This is a genomic window from Synechococcus sp. CS-1326, from assembly GCF_025128115.1.
In the GTDB taxonomy this organism is placed as follows: domain Bacteria; phylum Cyanobacteriota; class Cyanobacteriia; order PCC-6307; family Cyanobiaceae; genus Regnicoccus.
In genome coordinates this window covers 34,983-53,280 of the sequence record NZ_JAHLYV010000013.1, presented here as the reverse complement: position 1 = coordinate 53,280, position 18,298 = coordinate 34,983, and the positions used below count along the sequence as shown (strand labels likewise).

23 protein-coding genes are annotated in these 18,298 nt (G+C 64.6%); 14 read left to right on the top strand and 9 right to left on the bottom strand.

What is annotated here, in order from left to right:
• Positions 1-405 precede the first annotated feature (405 nt).
• Genes KQ307_RS04720 through KQ307_RS04710 form a run of 3 tightly spaced genes read right to left on the bottom strand, consistent with a single transcriptional unit; the run spans position 406 to position 3,023 of the window.
• Positions 406-1,056, bottom strand: a complete 651-nt coding sequence (locus KQ307_RS04720) for a metallophosphoesterase family protein (protein ID WP_259727128.1) — start codon at positions 1,054-1,056, stop codon at positions 406-408.
• Positions 1,043-2,299 carry a VWA domain-containing protein gene (locus tag KQ307_RS04715; protein WP_259727127.1) on the bottom strand — a complete coding sequence of 419 codons (1,257 nt, stop codon included), beginning with the start codon at positions 2,297-2,299 and terminating at the stop codon, positions 1,043-1,045. Before KQ307_RS04715 ends, KQ307_RS04720 begins: the two co-directional genes overlap by 14 nt.
• A 34-nt stretch (positions 2,300-2,333) precedes the next feature.
• Positions 2,334-3,023 (bottom strand): MerR family transcriptional regulator, encoded by a 690-nt coding sequence (locus KQ307_RS04710; protein WP_259727126.1) that lies wholly within the window; start codon positions 3,021-3,023, stop codon positions 2,334-2,336.
• 112 nt (positions 3,024-3,135) lie between these two features.
• Between KQ307_RS04710 and KQ307_RS04705 the strand changes: the two genes are divergently transcribed.
• Positions 3,136-3,945 (top strand): M20/M25/M40 family metallo-hydrolase, encoded by an 810-nt coding sequence (locus KQ307_RS04705; RefSeq protein ID WP_259727125.1) that lies wholly within the window; start codon positions 3,136-3,138, stop codon positions 3,943-3,945.
• Between the two features lie 399 nt (positions 3,946-4,344).
• The gene (locus tag KQ307_RS04700; protein ID WP_259727124.1) at positions 4,345-4,731 is read left to right on the top strand and encodes a hypothetical protein; all 387 of its coding nucleotides are present in this window, start codon (positions 4,345-4,347) and stop codon (positions 4,729-4,731) included.
• A 605-nt stretch (positions 4,732-5,336) separates the two neighbouring features.
• Here the strand turns inward: KQ307_RS04700 and KQ307_RS04695 are convergent.
• Positions 5,337-5,489, bottom strand: a complete 153-nt coding sequence (locus tag KQ307_RS04695; RefSeq protein WP_259727147.1) for a hypothetical protein — start codon at positions 5,487-5,489, stop codon at positions 5,337-5,339.
• Here KQ307_RS04695 and KQ307_RS04690 point away from each other — a divergent pair.
• Entirely contained in the window at positions 5,430-6,209 is a 780-nt protein-coding gene (locus tag KQ307_RS04690) for a type II toxin-antitoxin system HipA family toxin (RefSeq protein ID WP_259727146.1), read from the top strand. The genes KQ307_RS04695 and KQ307_RS04690 overlap by 60 nt on opposite strands.
• 362 nt (positions 6,210-6,571) lie before the next feature.
• Here the strand turns inward: KQ307_RS04690 and KQ307_RS04685 are convergent, their stop codons facing one another.
• Entirely contained in the window at positions 6,572-7,585 is a 1,014-nt protein-coding gene (locus KQ307_RS04685) for a sulfite exporter TauE/SafE family protein (protein ID WP_259727123.1), read from the bottom strand.
• Positions 7,586-7,727: 142 nt separating this feature from the next.
• On the opposite strand from KQ307_RS04685, the gene KQ307_RS04680 reads away from it, so the two are divergent.
• Positions 7,728-8,228 carry a DUF3122 domain-containing protein gene (locus tag KQ307_RS04680; protein WP_259727122.1) on the top strand — a complete coding sequence of 167 codons (501 nt, stop codon included), beginning with the start codon at positions 7,728-7,730 and terminating at the stop codon, positions 8,226-8,228.
• Between the two features lie 32 nt (positions 8,229-8,260).
• Here KQ307_RS04680 and gorA read toward each other — a convergent pair whose 3' ends face one another.
• The 3 genes from gorA to KQ307_RS04665 are packed head-to-tail and all read right to left on the bottom strand — an operon-like array spanning position 8,261 to position 11,325.
• Complete coding sequence (gene gorA / locus KQ307_RS04675) at positions 8,261-9,622, bottom strand: glutathione-disulfide reductase (protein ID WP_259727121.1); 1,362 nt, start codon at positions 9,620-9,622, stop codon at positions 8,261-8,263.
• 21 nt (positions 9,623-9,643) lie between these two features.
• Positions 9,644-10,204: a rhodanese-like domain-containing protein gene (locus KQ307_RS04670; protein WP_259727120.1), complete on the bottom strand. Its 561-nt coding sequence runs from the start codon at positions 10,202-10,204 to the stop codon at positions 9,644-9,646.
• Positions 10,201-11,325: a rhodanese-like domain-containing protein gene (locus KQ307_RS04665; protein WP_259727119.1), complete on the bottom strand. Its 1,125-nt coding sequence runs from the start codon at positions 11,323-11,325 to the stop codon at positions 10,201-10,203. Before KQ307_RS04665 ends, KQ307_RS04670 begins: the two co-directional genes overlap by 4 nt.
• A 395-nt stretch (positions 11,326-11,720) precedes the next feature.
• On the opposite strand from KQ307_RS04665, the gene KQ307_RS04660 reads away from it, so the two are divergent.
• From KQ307_RS04660 to KQ307_RS04650, 3 genes are all read left to right on the top strand, one after another.
• On the top strand, positions 11,721-11,951 hold the full coding sequence (locus KQ307_RS04660; RefSeq protein ID WP_259727118.1) for an AbrB/MazE/SpoVT family DNA-binding domain-containing protein: 231 nt from the start codon (positions 11,721-11,723) through the stop codon (positions 11,949-11,951).
• On the top strand, positions 11,951-12,358 hold the full coding sequence (locus KQ307_RS04655; protein WP_259727117.1) for a PIN domain-containing protein: 408 nt from the start codon (positions 11,951-11,953) through the stop codon (positions 12,356-12,358). The genes KQ307_RS04660 and KQ307_RS04655 overlap by 1 nt, the downstream gene beginning before the upstream one ends.
• 128 nt (positions 12,359-12,486) lie before the next feature.
• Positions 12,487-12,735 (top strand): DUF1016 N-terminal domain-containing protein, encoded by a 249-nt coding sequence (locus KQ307_RS04650; protein ID WP_259727145.1) that lies wholly within the window; start codon positions 12,487-12,489, stop codon positions 12,733-12,735.
• A gap of 124 nt (positions 12,736-12,859) precedes the next feature.
• Here the strand turns inward: KQ307_RS04650 and KQ307_RS04645 are convergent, their stop codons facing one another.
• Complete coding sequence (locus KQ307_RS04645) at positions 12,860-13,015, bottom strand: hypothetical protein (protein ID WP_259727116.1); 156 nt, start codon at positions 13,013-13,015, stop codon at positions 12,860-12,862.
• Between the two features lie 102 nt (positions 13,016-13,117).
• Between KQ307_RS04645 and KQ307_RS04640 the strand changes: the two genes are divergently transcribed.
• From KQ307_RS04640 to KQ307_RS04610, 7 genes are all read left to right on the top strand, one after another.
• Positions 13,118-14,899: a type I restriction-modification system subunit M gene (locus KQ307_RS04640; protein ID WP_259727115.1), complete on the top strand. Its 1,782-nt coding sequence runs from the start codon at positions 13,118-13,120 to the stop codon at positions 14,897-14,899.
• Complete coding sequence (locus KQ307_RS04635; RefSeq protein WP_259727114.1) at positions 14,896-16,092, top strand: restriction endonuclease subunit S; 1,197 nt, start codon at positions 14,896-14,898, stop codon at positions 16,090-16,092. The genes KQ307_RS04640 and KQ307_RS04635 overlap by 4 nt, the downstream gene beginning before the upstream one ends.
• 61 nt (positions 16,093-16,153) lie before the next feature.
• The gene (locus tag KQ307_RS04630) at positions 16,154-16,474 is read left to right on the top strand and encodes a nucleotidyltransferase family protein (protein WP_259727113.1); all 321 of its coding nucleotides are present in this window, start codon (positions 16,154-16,156) and stop codon (positions 16,472-16,474) included.
• Positions 16,461-16,802 (top strand): DUF86 domain-containing protein, encoded by a 342-nt coding sequence (locus tag KQ307_RS04625; protein WP_259727112.1) that lies wholly within the window; start codon positions 16,461-16,463, stop codon positions 16,800-16,802. The genes KQ307_RS04630 and KQ307_RS04625 overlap by 14 nt, the downstream gene beginning before the upstream one ends.
• Positions 16,803-16,842: 40 nt before the next feature.
• Positions 16,843-17,517, top strand: a complete 675-nt coding sequence (locus KQ307_RS04620; protein ID WP_259727111.1) for a DUF429 domain-containing protein — start codon at positions 16,843-16,845, stop codon at positions 17,515-17,517.
• The gene (locus tag KQ307_RS04615) at positions 17,514-17,882 is read left to right on the top strand and encodes a nucleotidyltransferase substrate binding protein (protein ID WP_259727110.1); all 369 of its coding nucleotides are present in this window, start codon (positions 17,514-17,516) and stop codon (positions 17,880-17,882) included. Before KQ307_RS04620 ends, KQ307_RS04615 begins: the two co-directional genes overlap by 4 nt.
• Positions 17,879-18,214, top strand: a complete 336-nt coding sequence (locus tag KQ307_RS04610) for a nucleotidyltransferase domain-containing protein (protein WP_259727109.1) — start codon at positions 17,879-17,881, stop codon at positions 18,212-18,214. The genes KQ307_RS04615 and KQ307_RS04610 overlap by 4 nt, the downstream gene beginning before the upstream one ends.
• The last annotated feature ends 84 nt before the right edge of the window (positions 18,215-18,298 follow it).

The window sequence follows — 18,298 nt, the reverse complement described above, 5'->3', positions numbered from 1 at the left end:
CCACTGGCCACCAAGCTCAGCCCATGGGCTTAACGCACCAAACGCCTCAGCACAAACCTCCCAGCTAACACCGCAACCACCACCAGCCCTGGCCTGGGCAGTGCGGAGCTGCGCTCTTGGTCTCTTTTCCTTCCCCATGCGCGTCACAGCGATACAGTTACAAGATCCACTGCGGTGCAGTGACTTTTGGCGTATGACGGGAGTCACGCCACCACGTCTTCGCAGATCCAGACACGCTGCTGGAAGGTTGCATCGGTGGGATGCAGGCAGAGGATCTCATCGAGGGTGAGGGCCTGCAGGACTGGAGACAGGTCCTCATCAAACAGCAGGTAATCAAAGGGGCTGTCGATGGCCAGTTCTCACTCCACAGGGAAGTATTCCAAGTAGTGCAGATCTCCGGTTACCTCATAAGGCCGCCTCAATTGGCTCTGGTGAAAGTTCAAACCGCATCGCCGTCAACACCCCACTGCAGAACGCCCCCGTATCAATTCCAATCCGATGCGGCAACCGCGTCACCTTGTAGTCATGCCGAAAGGTATGCCCATGCACCACGGTGTAGGGCAACCCGTGGGGCTTGGTGAGAAACGGCCGCCGGATCCAGATCAGATCGTCTGTGGCCTGGTGCTCCAGGCGGATGCCGGGGCGCACGCCGGCATGGACGAACAGATAGTTGCCGCGGATGGCTGTGAACGGCAGCTGCTCGAACCAGTCCCGGCGCTCGCGGGCCAGGGGCAGGAGGTCGGGGTTGCCGCCGTTGCACAGCCACAAGTTCACGTCCTGGTCCTGCGCTCTTGGCGCCAGCGCCTTCAGCAGCATCTGCTCGTGGTTGCCCCGCAGCACCGTCACCGCCGCCAGGCCGAAGGCGCCAGGGTTCTCCTGCAGCTGCCAGACCCGCTCCAACACCTTGCGGTCGCCCTCGGCTTCGGGGGCCCGATCGATCAGATCCCCCAGGAAGATCAGCTCCGCACCCGTGTCCAGGTGCGGCCTGAGTTCCTGCTCCAGCAGGGAGGCGCAACCGTGCACATCCCCGATCGCCACCAGCTCAGGTCTGTTCATCGTCGCCCTCCCAGACGTTCAGGCTGGAGCGCTGCGACTCCCGCTTCAGGTTCTTGCGGCTGCGCTTCGGGTCGCTCTTGAGCAAGGCCAGCTTTTCGTTCAGCAGGTCGAGCTCCCGCGAGAGCCTGGGGCTGGCTGGCATCGCTGACAGCTCCTCATAGAGCTGGCTCAGGTTGAGGCTGGCGCTGCTGACATCCCCCCGATCAAGCTCGGCGATCACATGTCTGCGCTCCCGGTTGGCCCGCAGCAGCGCCAGTTGTTCAGCCACCACCTCATCGGGGTCCAGCTGCTTGATCTCCTCGCTGTCCATCACCGGCAAGGTCAGATGCTCGATCAGGGTCTGGCGTTCGCTGCTGCCGGGAGCCTCCCAGGCCAGACGCACGCTGAGGATCTCCTGATTGGGGATCCAGGCGGGCAGCTTGAGCTGCACACCCACATTGAGCTCCTGGCCGGCGCGCAGGTTGGGGAGCTGGTGGTTGCCCGCACCGGTGGGCCTGAGGTCGTTGAGCAGATCGACCACCTCGGCGCCATGCTTGCCGCGCACCCCCAGGCTCACCCGCCGCCCGATGGTGGTGGCCAGGCCCTGAAGCTCGGAGGCGTAGAGATCGGCCAGCTGGCTGGGGCTTTCGATGTGGGCCAGGGTGCCATCGCCTGCAGCGGCCATGGCCCCCATCAGGTCTTCATCGAAGTCCGCCCCCAGGCCAAAGGCACTGGTGCTGATGCCCCGCTGGGTGAGACCCGCCACCTTGACGCCGATCTCGGTGGTGTCAGTGAGGCCATGATTCGCCTGGCCATCGGAGAGCAGCAGCACCCGGTTCAGTTGGGCGGCGTCGAGGTGTTCGGCCACCTGGGTGGCTCCAGCCAGCCAGCCATCAAAGAGGGCCGTGGAGCCACCGCTGTGGATCGTGTTGATCGCGGCGATGAAGGGCTGGGGATCGGTGACAAGCGTGGAAGGAACGACAACCTGCACCTCGTCGTCGAAGCTGATGATGGCGAGGCGATCACGGTTGGTGAGTTCACCGGCCAGAAAGCGGGCTGCCTTGCGGGCATAGCTGAGCTTGGTGCCGCCCATCGAGCCGGAGCGGTCGATCACCAGGGCCAGGTTCAGCGGCGGGCGCTGCTGACGTTGGGGCTCAGCCAGCAGGGCTGGGGGTGTGATCGTGAGCAGCAGATCAAGGCTTGACGGGCGATCAGAAGCAACCGCCGGCCGCAGGGGCCGGAAGCGCAGGGTGGGTTGGGTCATGGCTGGGTTGGCGGTGGTACCAGGAAAAAGGGATTCAGCTGAAGGGGTCGTCGATCAGTTCGTTGAGCCGATCCAGCAGACGCTTGAGCCACTGCTGACGGCGGGAACCGGCAGGCGGAAGGGAAACGGATTCGCGGACGTGAACTTCGATCCCGGGGGCGAGGGTGAAGCGCAGCCAGCGGCTGGAGGCCTCCCGAGTGCTGCCCCCGAAGCGGGAGCCAGAGGGAGAGCGTTCCGAACGGGCCTGGGTGGAGAGGGGTTCGCTCAGCATCCCGAGAACGGGACTGAGCGAATGGGTTTTGCTCAACAGGTGGGCAGGGAAGGCGTCGGTGGTTGGGGTGGATTCCCTTGAGGACTGCAGATCCTGGAGGTAGTCGAGGGCGGCACGGGAAGCCGGCGGGTAAGGAACGGTGGCCGCCGCCCCCACCCCATCGAGCTGCTCCAGCTGTTGCTCCAGTTCCGCGTCGGCCAGAACGCAGAGGGGAGCAATGGCCGAAAGACTGAGACCGCGCCGGGCCAGGGCACGCACCAGCACCAGTTGAAGGAGGTGGCGATGGCAATAGACCGCACTGCGCCCCTCCTTGCCGGGGCGATCGATCAACCCCTGGGTGGCATAGAGACGCACGGTGCGAGATGAGATCACCTCTCCCAGCAGCTTGCCGGCAACGAGGAGGAGTTCCTCGAGGCCGTAGAGGGCGTCAGCTGGAGTGGAGACCTTCACCATCGCTCCATTATGCACACTTGCATTGCAGGTGTCAAGCGATTAGGCTTGGTTTCCCAGTGACCAGCTCGCCATCAACCACCCCGACCACGCCCCCGCCCAAGGCCACACCCGCTTGCTGGAGCACCTGCAGCATCTGGCCCGGCCCCGCCACGCCCGCTGGGATCCCCTGGGCCTGATGGCGGTGCGCGCCTACCTGGGTGAACAGCTCGGCGCCCTGGGGTTGGTGGAGGAGCACCACTTCCGCGAGGGGATCGATGCGGGCGCCAACCTGATCCTCAAGCTCCCCGGCCAGCGCCCGGAGCTCGATCCCCTGCTGGTGGCGGCCCACTACGACGGCCCCCTGCACTCGATCGGTGCCGACGACAACGCCTCCGGTCTGGCGGCCCTGATCGAACTGGCCCGCCACTGGGCCGCCGAGCCGCCCCGTAGGCCGGTGTGGATCGTGGCCTTTGATCAGGAGGAGTGGGGCATGCTCGGCAGCAGCGCCCTGGCCCGCGAACTCCAGAGCAGCGGCCAGAAGCTCAAGTTGATGGTGAGTCTGGAGATGCTCGCCTACACCGCTCCCACCCAGAGGTATCCCCACCCGGCGATGCGGGCGCTCTACGGCGATCGGGGCGACTTCATCGCCGTGGTTGGCAACCTGGGCACCGCAACGATGTTGCCTGGCCTGGCCAGCCGCATGGGGAAGCACGTGATCACCAAGGTGCTGCCGGTGCCCGACGGGGGCCGCTCGCTGCCCGATGTACGCCTCAGCGACCACAGCCCCTTCTGGGATGCGGGCTACGACGCCGTGATGGTCACCGACACCTCCTTCCTGCGCAACCCGCACTACCACCAGATGAGCGACACCATCGACACCCTTGATCTGCCCTTCCTGGCGTCTGTCACCGAGGGGTTGAAGGCGGGGCTGGGGGCGCTCTGAGCACCAGTGGTGATGGGGTGTGGCCCAGGAGTGAGGGTTGCCGTACTGACACAACGGCCAAACGGCACGATCCATGAATCAGGAGGAACAACCAGGGCGGAGAGCGAGCCCAGACCCTGCAACCGGTCCGAGCCCTTTGCTTCTGTGCAGCAGATGGCTTCTGTACAGCAGATGGGCGCCCGACAAGGGTCGGCCTGCATTGTTGCTGAGCAACCAAACCACCGGCTCCAAGGCAGGGGCCAGGCCAGGCTGACGGCATCAGGCTGACGGTGCTGGGCTGCTGCTGTTGCCTGCGGTTGGCGGGGAAGTTGACAGGGGCTCTTGACTCGATCAGCTGCTGCGTGGAACAGCTGATTACCATTTCGCTGCTTACTGACATCCGGCATCTGACTTCTGGCCATGGCGCGACCATCCGTTCAGACCATCTCCGCCCAGCTTGGCGTGAGCCTGATCACCGTTTTGGCCTGCGATCCTGGCTGGGCCCAGCAGAAGGGCTACGGCCAGACCTTCGGGACCACCCCAAGAGAGGGTGAGATCTACGACAACTACGTCAAGCCCGGGGCCGGAGGCGGCCAGCCGCTCAGTTCCCCCAACATTCTGGGTGTGCTGGAAAGGCTGAGTGGCGCCCCTGCCAAGCCCAATCCCACGCCTCCCGGATCAGCGATCGACCAGGCCATCAGGTCTTTCGACGCAAAGGCTGATCCTGCCGGCCAGACGTCTCCCCCGCAGTTGCCGATGTCTCTGCCATCCCAGCGACAAGCCGGATCACCAGATCAGACGCAGTGAAACCGACGCAATGAAAGGAGAGGGCCATGGCGTTGCCAGGCAACAAACTCAAAACACAGGACTAAACGCACAGGCCTCAACACACAGGTCTCAACACACAGGCCTCAACGCACAGGCGTAGTCATCCCTGCTGTGATGGTCGCCAGTCGACAGAGCCGTTCTCGTTCGTCCGACAATCAGCAGGAGACCATTGAGGGGTGAGCATCAACCTGGCGCTGCTGGAAGACGGCCTGGCCATCGCTGAGGGCAGGGTGGACAGTCATGAAAAGAGCCCGGCGACAAGGGCACCGGGCTCTGAAGCAGTTTGGTTGGTGGGGGCGGAGCTGCTGACGCTGGCGCCTGGGGCCAGTTGACAAGTGGGACCTCCCGTTGGGCCCGGGGCACCTGAGGCAGAGCCGTTAACGGTGCAATGGACGATGCCGAGGCTGATCAGACAGCCGCGACACACCAGGGAAGTCAGCGATCCGTCGAGCGTGTTGGAGCAGGGACCGGATCGTCAGCTCGCTCCTGGGTGATGCTCAGGTGGGGTGTCTTCCATGGTCTGGAGCCTCCCGGTTGCCGATGAACTCACAATCGGCCAGCCGGCTGGCTGGGGCAATAGGCCTTTATGCCTGAGTCAGCCAGCCCCGGATCCTGGCCAGCCGGCCCGCTTCCTGGACCGCCACGACGGAGCGCTTGGCACGGCGTTTGAGGTCGTCCTGGACCTGGGCCCGCAGCAGGTAGGCCTCCATCACTTCCGGGGTTTCGATCACGGTCAACCTCCAGGAGTCGGCCATTGGTTGCTGAAATTGGATGGTGTGAGCGGCAACAAAGACAAGGAGCTGGAGGATCCCCAGGGCTATGGGGTGATCGAGTTCGCCTACAACCAGATGGCTGAGGCTGCCGGGATCACGATGAGTGAATGTCGCCTGCTGGAGGAAAAGAACCGCCGCCATTTCATGACGCGACGCTTTGATCGTGATGCCGCTGGAGCCAGGCTCCACATGCAATCGCTTGGCGCCATGGCCCATCTTGACTACAACGAACCGGGCAGCTCCAGCTACGAGCAGGCCTTTCTCGTGAAGCGCCAGCTGCGCCTGCCTATGCAGGCCACCGAAGAGCAGTTCCGCCGCATGGTGTTCAATCTTGCCGCCCGCAACCAGGATGATCACGTCAAGAACATCGCCTTTCTGATGGATCGCCAAGGCCAGTGGTCGCTTTCACCGGCTTTTGATGTCACCTGGAGCTTCAATCCCCAGGGCGATTGGACGGCCACCCATCAGATGTCTGTCAATGGCAAGCGCGATCAATTCAACCGCGCCGATCTTGAAGCCGTTGGCCGCACGGCCCAGCTCAAGCGTGGCCGCGCCGAAACCATTGCCGAGCAGGTCATCACCGCGGTGCGAGCTTGGCCCCGCTTTGCGGCGGAAGCGGGAGTGCCTGAGGCCACCTGGAGCGAGATTCAGAGCAGCCACCGCTTAACCCTCCTTCAGCCCTGACCAGGCCTGGCCTGCTGCTTGGGCCGCCGCAACTGACGAATTGGAGCACTTGATGGCCTGAAGTCGTCATGGCTGACGATCTGGCTCAGTCGATTGTGGGGCTGATGGCCGTCAGCGCACCAGTCCCGGATGCCTGCATCCCTGAGCGATGCTGGTGCGGGAGTGCTTTGATCGATCGGCTCGCCGATCACGACAACCTGGCGGTGCCGAGGGCCACACCGGCCACGATCACCAGCTGGGAGCAGCCTTCAGTTGGAGCCGCCGCCTGCGCAAGCACATGTCGACAGCCAAAACCACCCAGCTCAGCTGAATCGCCACATCTGCGTCAGGCACGTTTCTGTAGCCGGAATTTCTGATGCCCTTCAGCTGTAGGGGCTCGTGACGGCAAGCTGCCTGCTCTCGGCGACGCCATCGCTGATCAGCAGCGCCTGATGACCGGTCCTGGACTGCCGCCGCCAGGCCTCCCCGCCGGTGAGCAGGGCGGAGCCGATCAGCAGGGCGGCAAAGCCACGGCGCAGCTGGCGGTCGGGGAGGTGGGGCGCCAGCCGCTGGCCGATCACAGCACCGACGAAGCCACCCAGCAGCAGCGGGAGCATCAGCGGCAGGCTGGCAGCGGGCCAGTGGCCCAGGGCGGCCATGGCCACCAGGCTGTTGATGGCGATCAGCAGCAGGCTGGTGCCGCTGGCCAGCGGCATCGGCAGGCCAGCCAGGAGCACGAGGGCAGGCACGATCGCAAAGCCACCACCCACCCCGGCGATACCGGTGAGCAGGCCGATCAGCACACCTTGGCTGCCCAGAAGCAGGAGGGAACCCACCTCACGCCTCGCCGCCACCTGACCGGTGGCCCTGCGCCGGGTGAGCAACCAGGCGGCCAGCAGCGCCGCCGCAGCGAACACCCCCAGCTGAACCGGTTCACTCACCTGGCCGGCCTTCACGAAGCTGCCGCCGATCCAGCTGCCCACCAGGGCCGGAACCCCGAGGATCAGGGCCGGTTTCGGGGCCACCTGGCGGCGCCGCAGGTAGGGCCCGAGATTGCCAAGGGCCATCAACGTGACCACCAGCAGCGACAGGGGAACGGCCTCCCGGGTGGGCAGCGCCGCGCCACTGATCAGCAACGGCATCAGCAGGATCGAGCCGCCGGCACCGAGCACGGCGAGCAGGAAACCGATTACGGCCCCCCCGACGCCGAGCAGAACCAGAACGGAGGTGATCACATCGACACCCTGCTCCAGACCATCCGGCCCGGGGGAGGCTGTCGCCAGCTGGAGAAATCCGCCCTGGTGATGGGCAGGCGGAGCCTGAACCGGCCTGGAGAGCGGTCGGAGCTCCCGGGCCGCAGGGGATTCCGGTGAGCAACAGAGAAGGCCATCAAGCACTCGCTGACAATTATGACGCTAGCAACATAAAGGGCGCAAACGCAAGCAGGCCGCCGAGCCGATCCGAGCCCAGAAGACGAACCGCCCCACCCTGGGAATCGCGCTACTATTGATAAGTCATTATGTCGTTAAAATCATGGCATTGAACAATCGCTTTGGGGCGCTGCTGAAGCGGGGAGTGCTCGGCGTTCTGCCGCTGTTGATGGCCGTTCTGCTGGGGGCAGCTCCAGCTCAGGCGGCGGATGGCTGGTCGCTCAAGGACCAGGCCGGCCATCGCCTCAGCGCCCAGATCTTCGAGCAGCCCTTCCCGGACTACGCCTCCGGCCTGCGCATCCGCCTCAACGCCATCGACACCCAGACAAGCCTGGACCACAGCGCCGACCTGCTGCTGAGCGATTCGATCGGCCAGGAGTGGAGCCTGCCCAACCGCAGCGAAGAGATCGTGCCAAGGGATGGCTCGGCGGTTCCGAGCGGATCAGCCCAGTTCGATCTCGATGCCCTGATGCCACGGCCCAGTGAAGCCCTGCCACTCCACCTGACGGTCACCGGCACGAAGGCGATCCTGAACTTTGATCTCAGTCCCGAGCAGGTGATGGAACTCCACGCGATGGGCTCGGTGCCGCGGCGCAGCGACCAGAGCTGAACGCCGCGGGGGTGATGCACGCCAGGCCGTTGTCAGCCGGCCATGGTGACGAACTCCTCGGCCACCGAAGGGTGCAGGGCCATGGTGCGATCGAAGTCGGCCTTGGTGGCGCCCATGCCGATCGCGATGGCGGCCATCTGGATGATCTCGGCGGCATGCTCGCCCACCATGTGGACGCCGAGCACCCGGTCGGTGGCCTGCTCGACGATCAGCTTGAGCAGAACCCGAGGGCCACGGCCGGGCAACGCCTGGCTCATCGGACGGAAACGGGCCCGGTGCACCCGGATGCCGTCGGCTCCGCAGCGCTCGATCGCCTGCTCCTCACTGAGGCCGACGCCCGAAAGCTCCGGCTGGGAGAACACGGCGCTCGCCACCAGAGCGTGATCCACCCGGCGCGGCCTGCCGCCGTACACCGTGTCCGCGAACGCCCGTCCCTCATCCACCGCCACAGGGGTGAGGCAGATCCTGTCGGTCACGTCTCCCACCGCGAAGACATGGGGGAGGTTGGTGGTCTGATCGGCATCGACCGGGATGCGATGGCCAGCCGTGGCGATCCCGGCGGCTTCAAGGTTCAGTCCCTGCAGGAAGGGGCGGCGGCCCGTGGCCAGCAGCACACCACCGCAGGCGATGGTCTCACCGCTCTGGGTGGTGACGACCCGCTCGCCGGAGGCGGTGGCGGTGATGGCTGCCGGACTGTGGCAGAAGCGAAGGTCGATTCCAGCCGCCGCCATCGCCTCCTCGACCGCCTTGCCGGCTTCCCGGTCGAACCCGCGCAGCAGGTGATCACCGCGCACCAGCTGGACCACCCTCACCCCCAGGCCGTTGAGGATGCAGGCGAACTCGCAGGCAATGAAGCCGGCACCCACCACCACCACGGTGGCTGGGAGTGATTCCAGCAGGAACATGTCGTCGGACACCCAGCCCAGTTCGCTGCCGGGGATGGCGGGACGATGGGGGCGACCGCCGACGGCGATCAGGATGCGCTCGGCGGTGAGCTGGCGCGACCCGCCACCGGAGAGGGTCACCTCGATGGCACTGGGTCCGCAGAAGCGCCCCCAGCCGCTCACCAGCTCAACGCCAGCTGTTTCCAGGAAGCCGATGTGCAGGGTGTTGAGCCGATCCACCTCGGCGCGGACGTTGGCCAGCAGGATGGCCGGATCGGGGCGGCTGGAGCCCAGCTGCCAGCCATAGCTGGCTGCATCGGCCAGCAGGTGGCGATAGGCCGAGCCGTAGACCAGCAGCTTCTTGGGGACGCAGCCGCGAATCACGCAGGTGCCTCCCACCCGGTCTCCCTCCACGATGGCGACGCGGGCGCCGTGGGAGGCGGCCCGCTTGGCGGCTGCCAGGCCGCCGGAGCCGGCACCGAGCACGATCAGATCGAAGGGTTCGCTCATGGGGCAGCCGAAGGAGACAGGTCAGACCTTCCTAGGTTCCTGCAGGGAGGAGGCGGCATCGATCCGGTTCCAGGGCATCGCGGCCAGCAGCCGGGCCATGCCGCAGAAGCCGCTGATTCCCGCGAAGGTGAGGCCGGCGCCCACGAAGCCACTCAGCCAGATCCAGCCTGGGGCCACGTTCTGGCTGAGGATCACCCCCAGCAGCACCAGGCTGCCGGCGGCGATCTGCACCTGGCGCATCAGCGGCAGGGGGGCGCCCCTGAGTTTGCGGACTGGAAAACCGGCCTGCTGCCAGGCGGGCACGCCACCGATCAGGTCGGCCACGGGTTGGGAATGACCATCACGCAGCAGCTGGCCGATCGCCTTGGTGCTGCGGTTGCCGCTCTGGCAGACCAGCACCAGCGGGCCCCGCGGCAGATCGGCCTGGGTGATGCGCGCCAGTGGCACATTGAGGCTGCCGCTGATGTGGCCGGAGGCATATTCCATCGGTTCGCGCACATCGATCACGGTGACGCCTCGTGCCGCCAGCTGGTCGGCGAGGTCGTGGGCACTGATGCGGGTTGGAGTTGCCGTGGTGGTCATGGCTGATAGGGGGAGTGGGAAAGCGGGAAACCCTCGGCCGCCCAGCGGCTGAGGCCACCGTGGAGGTTGGCCACCTGCTGCCGGCCGGCCTTGAGCAGTTGCTGGGTGGCCAGGGCTGAGCGGCTGCCGGAGTGGCAGACCACCACCAGCGGGCGATCGACTGGGATTTCGCCGAAGCGGCCTTCCAGCTCCGGCAGGGGGATCAGCAGGCTGCCGGCCACCCGGCCGTCCGGCCCGTTGAATTCCTCGGTGGAGCGCACATCGAGCACGGTGAGATCGCTCTGATGGGCGACCACCCAGGCGGGGTTGAGTTCCGGCAGGCCGGCATAGCTGCGGGCCACCGGCGCCCAGGCGGGCGCGGCTGCCGCCTGGCGGGGCTTGCCGGAGCGCATGTTGCCGGGCAAGGCTTCGGCGATCCTGTGGGGATGGGGGAGCTTCATGGCCTCCATGTGCCCCACGAAATCCCGCTCGGTGGCGTTGCCGCCCAGCCTGGCGTTGAAGGCTTTCTCTTCTGCCACCGAGGTGACGCTGCGGCCGGTGTAGTCGTGGCCGGGATAGAGCAGGCAGGTGTCGGGCAGGCTGAGGATCTGCCCGGTGATCGAGGCCCAGAGGGTGTGGGCATTGCCCTGCTGGAAATCGCAGCGGCCGCATCCGCGAACCAGCAGGGCATCACCGGTGAAGGCCAGGGCGTGGTCGTCGAGCACGAAGCTGAGGCAGCCATTGGTGTGGCCCGGGGTGGCGCGCACTTCCAGGTACCGCCCGCCGAAGGCGATCTGATCGCCATGGCTCAGCGGGCGGGTGACGTTGTCGGCACCGGCGGCGGCGGCCAGGCCGATGGCACAGCCGGTGGCCTCGTGCAGCAGCCAGCTCCCGGTCACGTGGTCGGCATGGGCGTGGGTGTCGATCGAGGCCACCAGATCGAGGCCCAGCTCGCGGATCAGGGAGAGATCACGGCCGTGCTGCTCGAACACGGAATCGATGATCACCCCCTGGCGGCTGGGCACATCGGCCAGCAGGTAGGTGAAGGTGCCGGTGTCGGCATCGAAGAGCTGGCGGAACAGCAGCGGCGCGCCGCCGGCGGCGGCGGCCAGGGAGAGCAAGGGCGCAGCAGCGACGGCCATGGACAGGTTCATTCACCAACTGCTATGAGCATAGCCGCATTAAGCGCATCAAAGCCAATGGCTGGGTAGTTGCTGCCTGCAGGCCGAAGCCATCGACGAGCAGAGCCTGGGAAAAGCGATATCAACGGCAAACACCTGGATCCAACTGTGGATCTGAGCTGCACCAACCTGTTTGACTTGTTTGTGCCTGCCTTCGGCGTAGCTTTGTTGGACTAGGGGCACTGGCCCGCTTTGACGCCAATGCCACCTTCCCGCGGCTGCCGTTCGAGCCGGTCGACCAGGACACTGACACCCGCCTGCGGCAGGAGGTGGCTGCCCGCTACCGCACCGCTGATTTCTTTGAAGCCGGATCCTTCAGGGCGAATTACTATTGAGGCATTGGGGTAATTCACGCTATGCGCAGCACGATCACCGCCCGCGGCCAGACCGTGGTGCCCGCACCGATCCGCGAGCGATTCGGCCTCGGGCCCTCCACCCGCCTGGAGTGGATCGTTGATACCGACGGGTCTATCCGCGTGGTGCCTGTGGACCTTGACTCCATCCGTGCCTTCCGTGGCTCCGGCACCAGCGGTAGCACCGCACGGCTGCTGGCGGAACGACGGAGCGACCGGCAGCAGGAGGGCTGATGGCCGCCAGCTGGCTGCTCGACACGTCCGCCCTTCTCGCCCTGCGCGACGACGAGGACGGTGCCGAGCGGGTGGCCCAGTTGCTCCAGGCCGCCCAGAGCGGCCAGGCAGTCTGTTTTGTCTGCTTCATGAGCCGCATGGAGGTGCTCTACCGCGTCTGGAAAGACGAAGGCGAACGCCACGCCCGCCTCGCCGATGCCCAGGTGCAATCTCTCCCGATCCACTGGGTGCCCTGCAGCGATGCGCTGCTCGAGCTGGCGTCCGCCATCAAGGCCTGCCATCCCCTCTCTGTGGCCGACGCCTGGATCGCCGCCGCCGCCCAGCAGCAGGACGCCGTGCTGGTGCACAAGGACCCGGAATTCAGGCCGTTGGCCCAGATCGCCCAGGAATGGCTGGGTTGTCCATGACTTCGCACCCAGGCAACTACGTCAGCCTGCTGACTGACATCCGGCAGCAGGTAAGCCGGGCGCAGACCCACGCGGTGATGGCCGTCAACGCGGAATTGATCCAGCTCTGCTGAGAGGTCCGCTCCCTCATCGACTCGCTCCCAAAGCAGGAGGGCTGGGGCGCGGGGGTGATCCCTCGCCTGGCCCGCGACCTGCACAACGAGCTGCCGGAGGAAAAGGCTTTCTCCGAGCGCAACATCAAGCGGATGCTGGCCTTCCATCGTTCTTATCCGCAGCTGGGCCTGGGGCCACAGCCCGTGGCACTTTGTGCGCCGGGCTTGAGCAGCCTGAAGTTCTTGTCGGCAAGATCCCGAACAACAGCAGGCAAGGCCTCGTAGCAGCTCCAGAACCTGCTCGATACCGTGTGGTTCACAGGGAGCGGTGGGGCTGGCTTCAAGCACCCGCAGGCGCTGCTCCAGCTGCTCGATCACCTCCTCGGGCCCGGTGGGGTTCAGGGGAAGGTCAGACATGGCTGGGTTCTCCGGTGAGGTGGGCGCGGGGATCGAAGCTGGCGCTGATAGCGAGCTCCTCGAACAGCTGCTTCTCCTTCTCGCTGATCACGCTGGGGGTGACAATCTGCAGCACGGCGTAGAGATCGCCGCGAGCGCCGGGCTTCACGGTGAGCGTCAGGCGCCCGTCCTGGCCGGAGCCGAGCTCCGCTCAGCCTTGCCCAGCTCGTGAGCCTGCTGGCATCCTGAGGGGACAAAACTCCCCCACCCGTTGACCTACGCCGCTGAAAGCCCGCAGAGCGACGCCGGCACCAACGATGACCTCCACGACGAGTTCCTCGGCGCCCTGGAAGCCCTGGGCGGATCAGCGGGCAACGGCCGCCTGCGGGAAACGCTGGAGTGGGACGAAGCCAGCTACGAAGCAGTGAAGGCCGACCTGCTGAGCCGAAGGCTGATCGTGCCCGGCCGTGGCAGGGGTGGCTCGGTGGCCCTGGCGGATTGGTCTGCGGGAGAGGTCTCCACCAATGGCCAGGCCGCCAACTCTGCCCCCTCCAGCCGCACCCTTTCCCCGAGCGGTGCCCGCGCCGCCGCCCCCAGCTCCTTTGAGCAGGCGTTCCGCGCCATCGACGACTGCCTGCGCAAGGAGGCCGGCTGCGGCACCGAGCTCGACTACACCGAGCAGACCTCCTGGCTGCTGTTCCTCAAATACCTCGACGGGCTCGAAGACGACAAGGCCGCCGTGGCCGCCCTGGAGGGCCGCAGCACCACGCCGATCCTCGATGAGCCCTACCGCTGGAACAGCTGGGCAGCACCGAAGAACGCCAGCGGCCAGCTCGACCACCACGCCGCCCTCACGGGCGACGACCTGCGCGACTTCGTGAACCAGCGCCTGTTCCCCTACCTGGAGCGCTTCAAGCAGAGCGCCAGCGGGCCGAACACGATCGAGTACAAGATCGGCGAGATCTTCGGGGAACTGCGCAACAAGATCAGCAGCGGCTACAACCTGCGCGAAATCATCGATGTGATCGATGGCCTGCGTTTTCGCTCCCAGGCCGAGAAGCATGAGCTCTCGATGCTCTATGAGGAAAAGATCAAGCGGATGGGCAATGCCGGCCGCAACGGCGGGGAGTACTACACCCCAAGGCCGCTGATCCGCGCCGTGATCCAGGTGGTGAATCCACTGATCGGGGAAACGGTCTGCGATCCAGCGGTGGGCTCAGCCGGGTTTCTGTGTGAGGCCTTTGATTTCATGCGTAGCCGCGGGGATCTCTCCACCGCCGATCTCGAAACCCTTCAGACCCGCACCTTCATCGGCAAGGAGAAGAAGAGCCTGGCTTATGTGATCGCGATCATGAACATGATCCTGCATGGCATCGAAGCGCCGAACATCCTTCACACCAACACCCTTGCCGAGAATCTGGCCGATGTGGAGGAAAAGGATCGTTTCGATGTGATCGTCGCCAATCCGCCCTTCGGCGGCAAGGAGCGCAAGGAAGTGCAGCAGAACTTCCCGATCCGCACCGGCGAAACCGCCTTCCTCTTCCTTCAGCACTTCATCCGCGTGCTCAAGGCGGGCGGCCGCGCCGGCATCGTGATCAAGAACACCTTCCTCTCCAACACCGACAACGCCTCTGTGGCCCTGCGCCAGAAGCTGCTCGAGGAGTGCAACCTCCACACCGTGCTCGATTGCCCCGGCGGCACCTTTCAAGGGGCGGGCGTGAAGACCGTGGTGCTGTTCTTCGAAAAAGGCTCGCCCACCCGCAAGGTGTGGTTCTACCAGCTCGACCCCGGCCGCAACCTGGGCAAGACCAACCCGCTCAACGACGCCGACCTCGCCGAGTTCATCGCGCTTCAGAAGACCAAAGCCGACTCGCCCAAGAGCTGGAGCGTGGACGTGGCGGCCATCGACCCGAACAGCTTTGATCTGTCGGTGAAGAACCCCAACGGCAGCGAGGAGATCGCGCACCGCAGCCCTCAAGAGATCATGGAGGAGATTGCGGCGCTGGATGCTGAGAGTGCGGAAGTGTTGGGCAAGATCAAAGCGCTGTTATGAGGGAGGGTTGGCCAAGAAAAACTCTTGGTGAAGTCTGCCAGTTCCGAGGCGGGGGCACGCCATCAAAATCAGTCGAGCAATATTGGCGTGGCGACATTCCTTGGGTTTCGCCGAAGGACATGAAGTTCGACATTATATCCGATTCAATCGACCACATCTCGCAGGAATCGATTGAAGACAGTGCCACCTCACTTATTCCGAAAGACTCAGTTTTGATGGTTGTTCGGTCTGGCATCCTCGCGAGGATCGTTCCCATCGCCATCACCGGGTGTGACCTCACCATTAATCAGGATTTGAAAGCACTTTGTCCCAGCGGAGCTATAGACACTCGGTTTCTTTACCATCTGCTCAACTGGAAGATGGACGCGCTTCTCTCAATGGTCAGTCGCGGCGCGACAGTTCACAGGCTGATGACCGAGCAGATTCGGGCAATAGACTTTGTCCTTCCCCCGCTGGCTGAACAGCAGCGGATCGTCGGCCTACTCGACGAAGCGTTTGAGGGCCTCGCCGCTGCCAAAGCCAACGCCGAACAGAACCTCCAAAACGCCCGCGCCCTCTTCGAAAGCCACCTCCAATCCGTGTTCACTCAGCAAGGCCCAGGGTGGGTGGATCGGCAGCTTTCCTCACTCTGCGTCGAGATAACCGTGGGCCACGTCGGTTCGATGAAGGAGGAATACAAGGATAGCGGCACCCCCTTTCTTCGTTCGCAGAACATCCGCCCGTTTGAGGTTTCGATGGAGAACGCGATGTACATTGACGAGGCATTCCATCGTGCTCTCAAGAAATCTCAACTACGCCCCGGCGACCTCGCTATTGTGAGAACTGGCTATCCGGGAACTGCTGCCGTCATTCCGCCAGATTTGCCGGATTCAAATTGTAGCGACTTGGTGATCGTCCGCCCGAGCCAGGAAATTAATCCACATTTCCTAGCTGCATTTTTCAACTCCGCTTTCGGAAAGCAGCTTGTCTTAGGTAAAATTGTCGGAGCGGCGCAGAAGCATTTCAACATTACAGCGGCCAAGGAAGTGATGCTCCATGTTCCACCAATTCCAGAGCAGGGCATCATCGTCGCGATGGTCGAAGACCTCCGCGAAGAAACCAAACGCCTCGCCCGTGTTTATGAACGCAAACTCGCCGCGCTGGAGGCCCTGAAAAAGTCGCTGCTGCACCAGGCCTTCAGCGGCGCGCTCTGAGCCATGCGGGTTGGCTTCCTGGCCTCCGTTCCTACAGTGAGCTTCTGAGCTGCGTTCTCCTATGGTCGCCCAGGTCATCAACCCCTGCTCCAGCCGCGATGAGGTCGTGGCGGTACTGCGTGAGCATTACCCAGATCTGGCCAGAGAGTTCAGCCTCAGCACGCTGGCCCTGTTTGGCTCCTTTGCCCGCGATGAGCAGACGGCCAGCAGCGACGTGGACATCCTTGTGAGCTTTGTCGAGCCCATCGGCTTCGGCTTCATGCACCTGGCCGATCGCCTGGAAGGCCTGTTGGGTCGCAAGGTTGATCTGGTGGCTGCCGACGGGATCAAGGAGAACCGTCGCCCGTTCATCTTGAGCAGCCTGGTCCATGTCGCGCCGTGACTGGAGCCTGTTCGTCGCCGACATGAAAGAGGCATGCAACAAGATCAGCGGCTATGTCACAGGGATGGGACTCGAAGACTTCCAGGCTGATCCACGAACGGTCGATGCCGTTGTTCGCAATCTTGAAATCATTGGAGAAGCATCCAATGGCATCCCAGACGAGGAGAAGCTACTGAAGCCTGAGATCGATTGGGCCGCCATCAAGGGCTTACGGAACCGCATCGTTCATGAATACTTCGGTCTCAGCCTTTCGGTGATCTGGGCCATCGTGCAAAGCGATCTTCCAGTTCTCTCGCAACAGCTCAACGACTGGTCTAAGGATTCTTGAAATCAATCCAAAGCCGTTGGCCGCTCATCACTCTCAAACGTTGCCGCCTCTGATCACCGTCGGCATTGATGTGGGCGGCGCCCGCAAGGGCTTCCATGCCGTGGCCCTCTGCGGTGGTGCCTATCACTCCCGTTGCACCAGCACCGATGCAGCGGCCCTGGCCCAGTGGTGCGTTGACACCATCGGCGCCCAGGTGGTGGCCGTGGATGCCCCCTGCCGCTGGAGCGCGGATGGCCGCAGCCGCCCCGCCGAACGCCAGCTGATGGCCGAGCGGATCCAGTGCTTCTCAAGCCCCAGCCGCCAGACGGCCCTCGAGCACCCAACGAACTACTTCGGCTGGATGCTGCGCGGCGAAGCGCTTTACCAAGCCCTGGAGCCCAGCCATCACCTGCTCACATCCCTGCCCGCAGCCGGAACGCGCTGCTGCTTCGAAACCTTTCCCCACGCCATCACCTGGCACCTGCACCAGGCCCTCGGGCTTCCCCCTCCCCAGGCGCGCCGCAAAGTCCAGGAGCGCCGGGCTCTGCTGAAACGGCTCGGCCTCGATGGCCGCCAGCTCACCAACATCGACTGGATCGATGCGGCCCTCTGTGCCGTCGCCGCCCAGCAGCTGGCGATCGGTGGCGCGTGCGTTGGCTACGGGGAGCCGCAGACGGGCTGGATCGTGGTGCCGAAAGGGCATGAACGGGCGCCATTCCCTACCTTGAACCCATGACAGGTGTCGACATCCGCTGGCAGCAACGCTTCGGCAACTTCCGCCAGGCACTGGCGCGTTTGAGGGAAGCGGTGGAGCTCTCCCAGCAGCGCAGCCTCAGTGACCTGGAACGGCAGGGGTTGATCAAGGCCTTCGAGTTCACCCATGAACTCAGCTGGAAAACCCTCAAGGATTTCCTGGTCTCCCGCGGTGTGTCCGACCTCTTCGGTTCCCGCGACACCACCCGTGAAGCCTTTGCCCAGGGGTTGATCAACGATGGCGAAATCTGGATGGAGATGATCCGCCATCGCAACCTCAGCGCCCACACCTACGACGAGGCGACGGTGCTGAAATCACGGCTCCAGGCAGAGGAGGCCCGGCCATGACCTCCCAGGCTTCCGCCACCCGCTACGGATTGCCCATCGCCGCCGTGGCCAGGATCCAGGCCACCCTCGCCGCCTTTCCTGCCATCGAGCAAGCCACCCTCTATGGCTCAAGGGCCCTCGGGCGCCACCGTCCCGGCTCCGACATCGACCTCACCCTCTCCGGCGTCGACCTCGATCAGCGCACCCTTGCCCGCCTCGATGTCGCCCTCGACGATCTGCTGTTGCCCTGGCGCTTCGACCTCTCGCTCCTGGCCGCGCTCCAGTCCCCCGAGCTGATCGATCACATCCAGCGAGCGGGGGTGGTGTTTTACCGGCGTGGGGATCGGCCCTGAGCAACCTGAAGGGGTTGTGAGCCATGCTCGGTTTTTCCTGCATCAGAAAGTCCGTTTGATCTGCATCAGAAGTTCCGTTTTTCC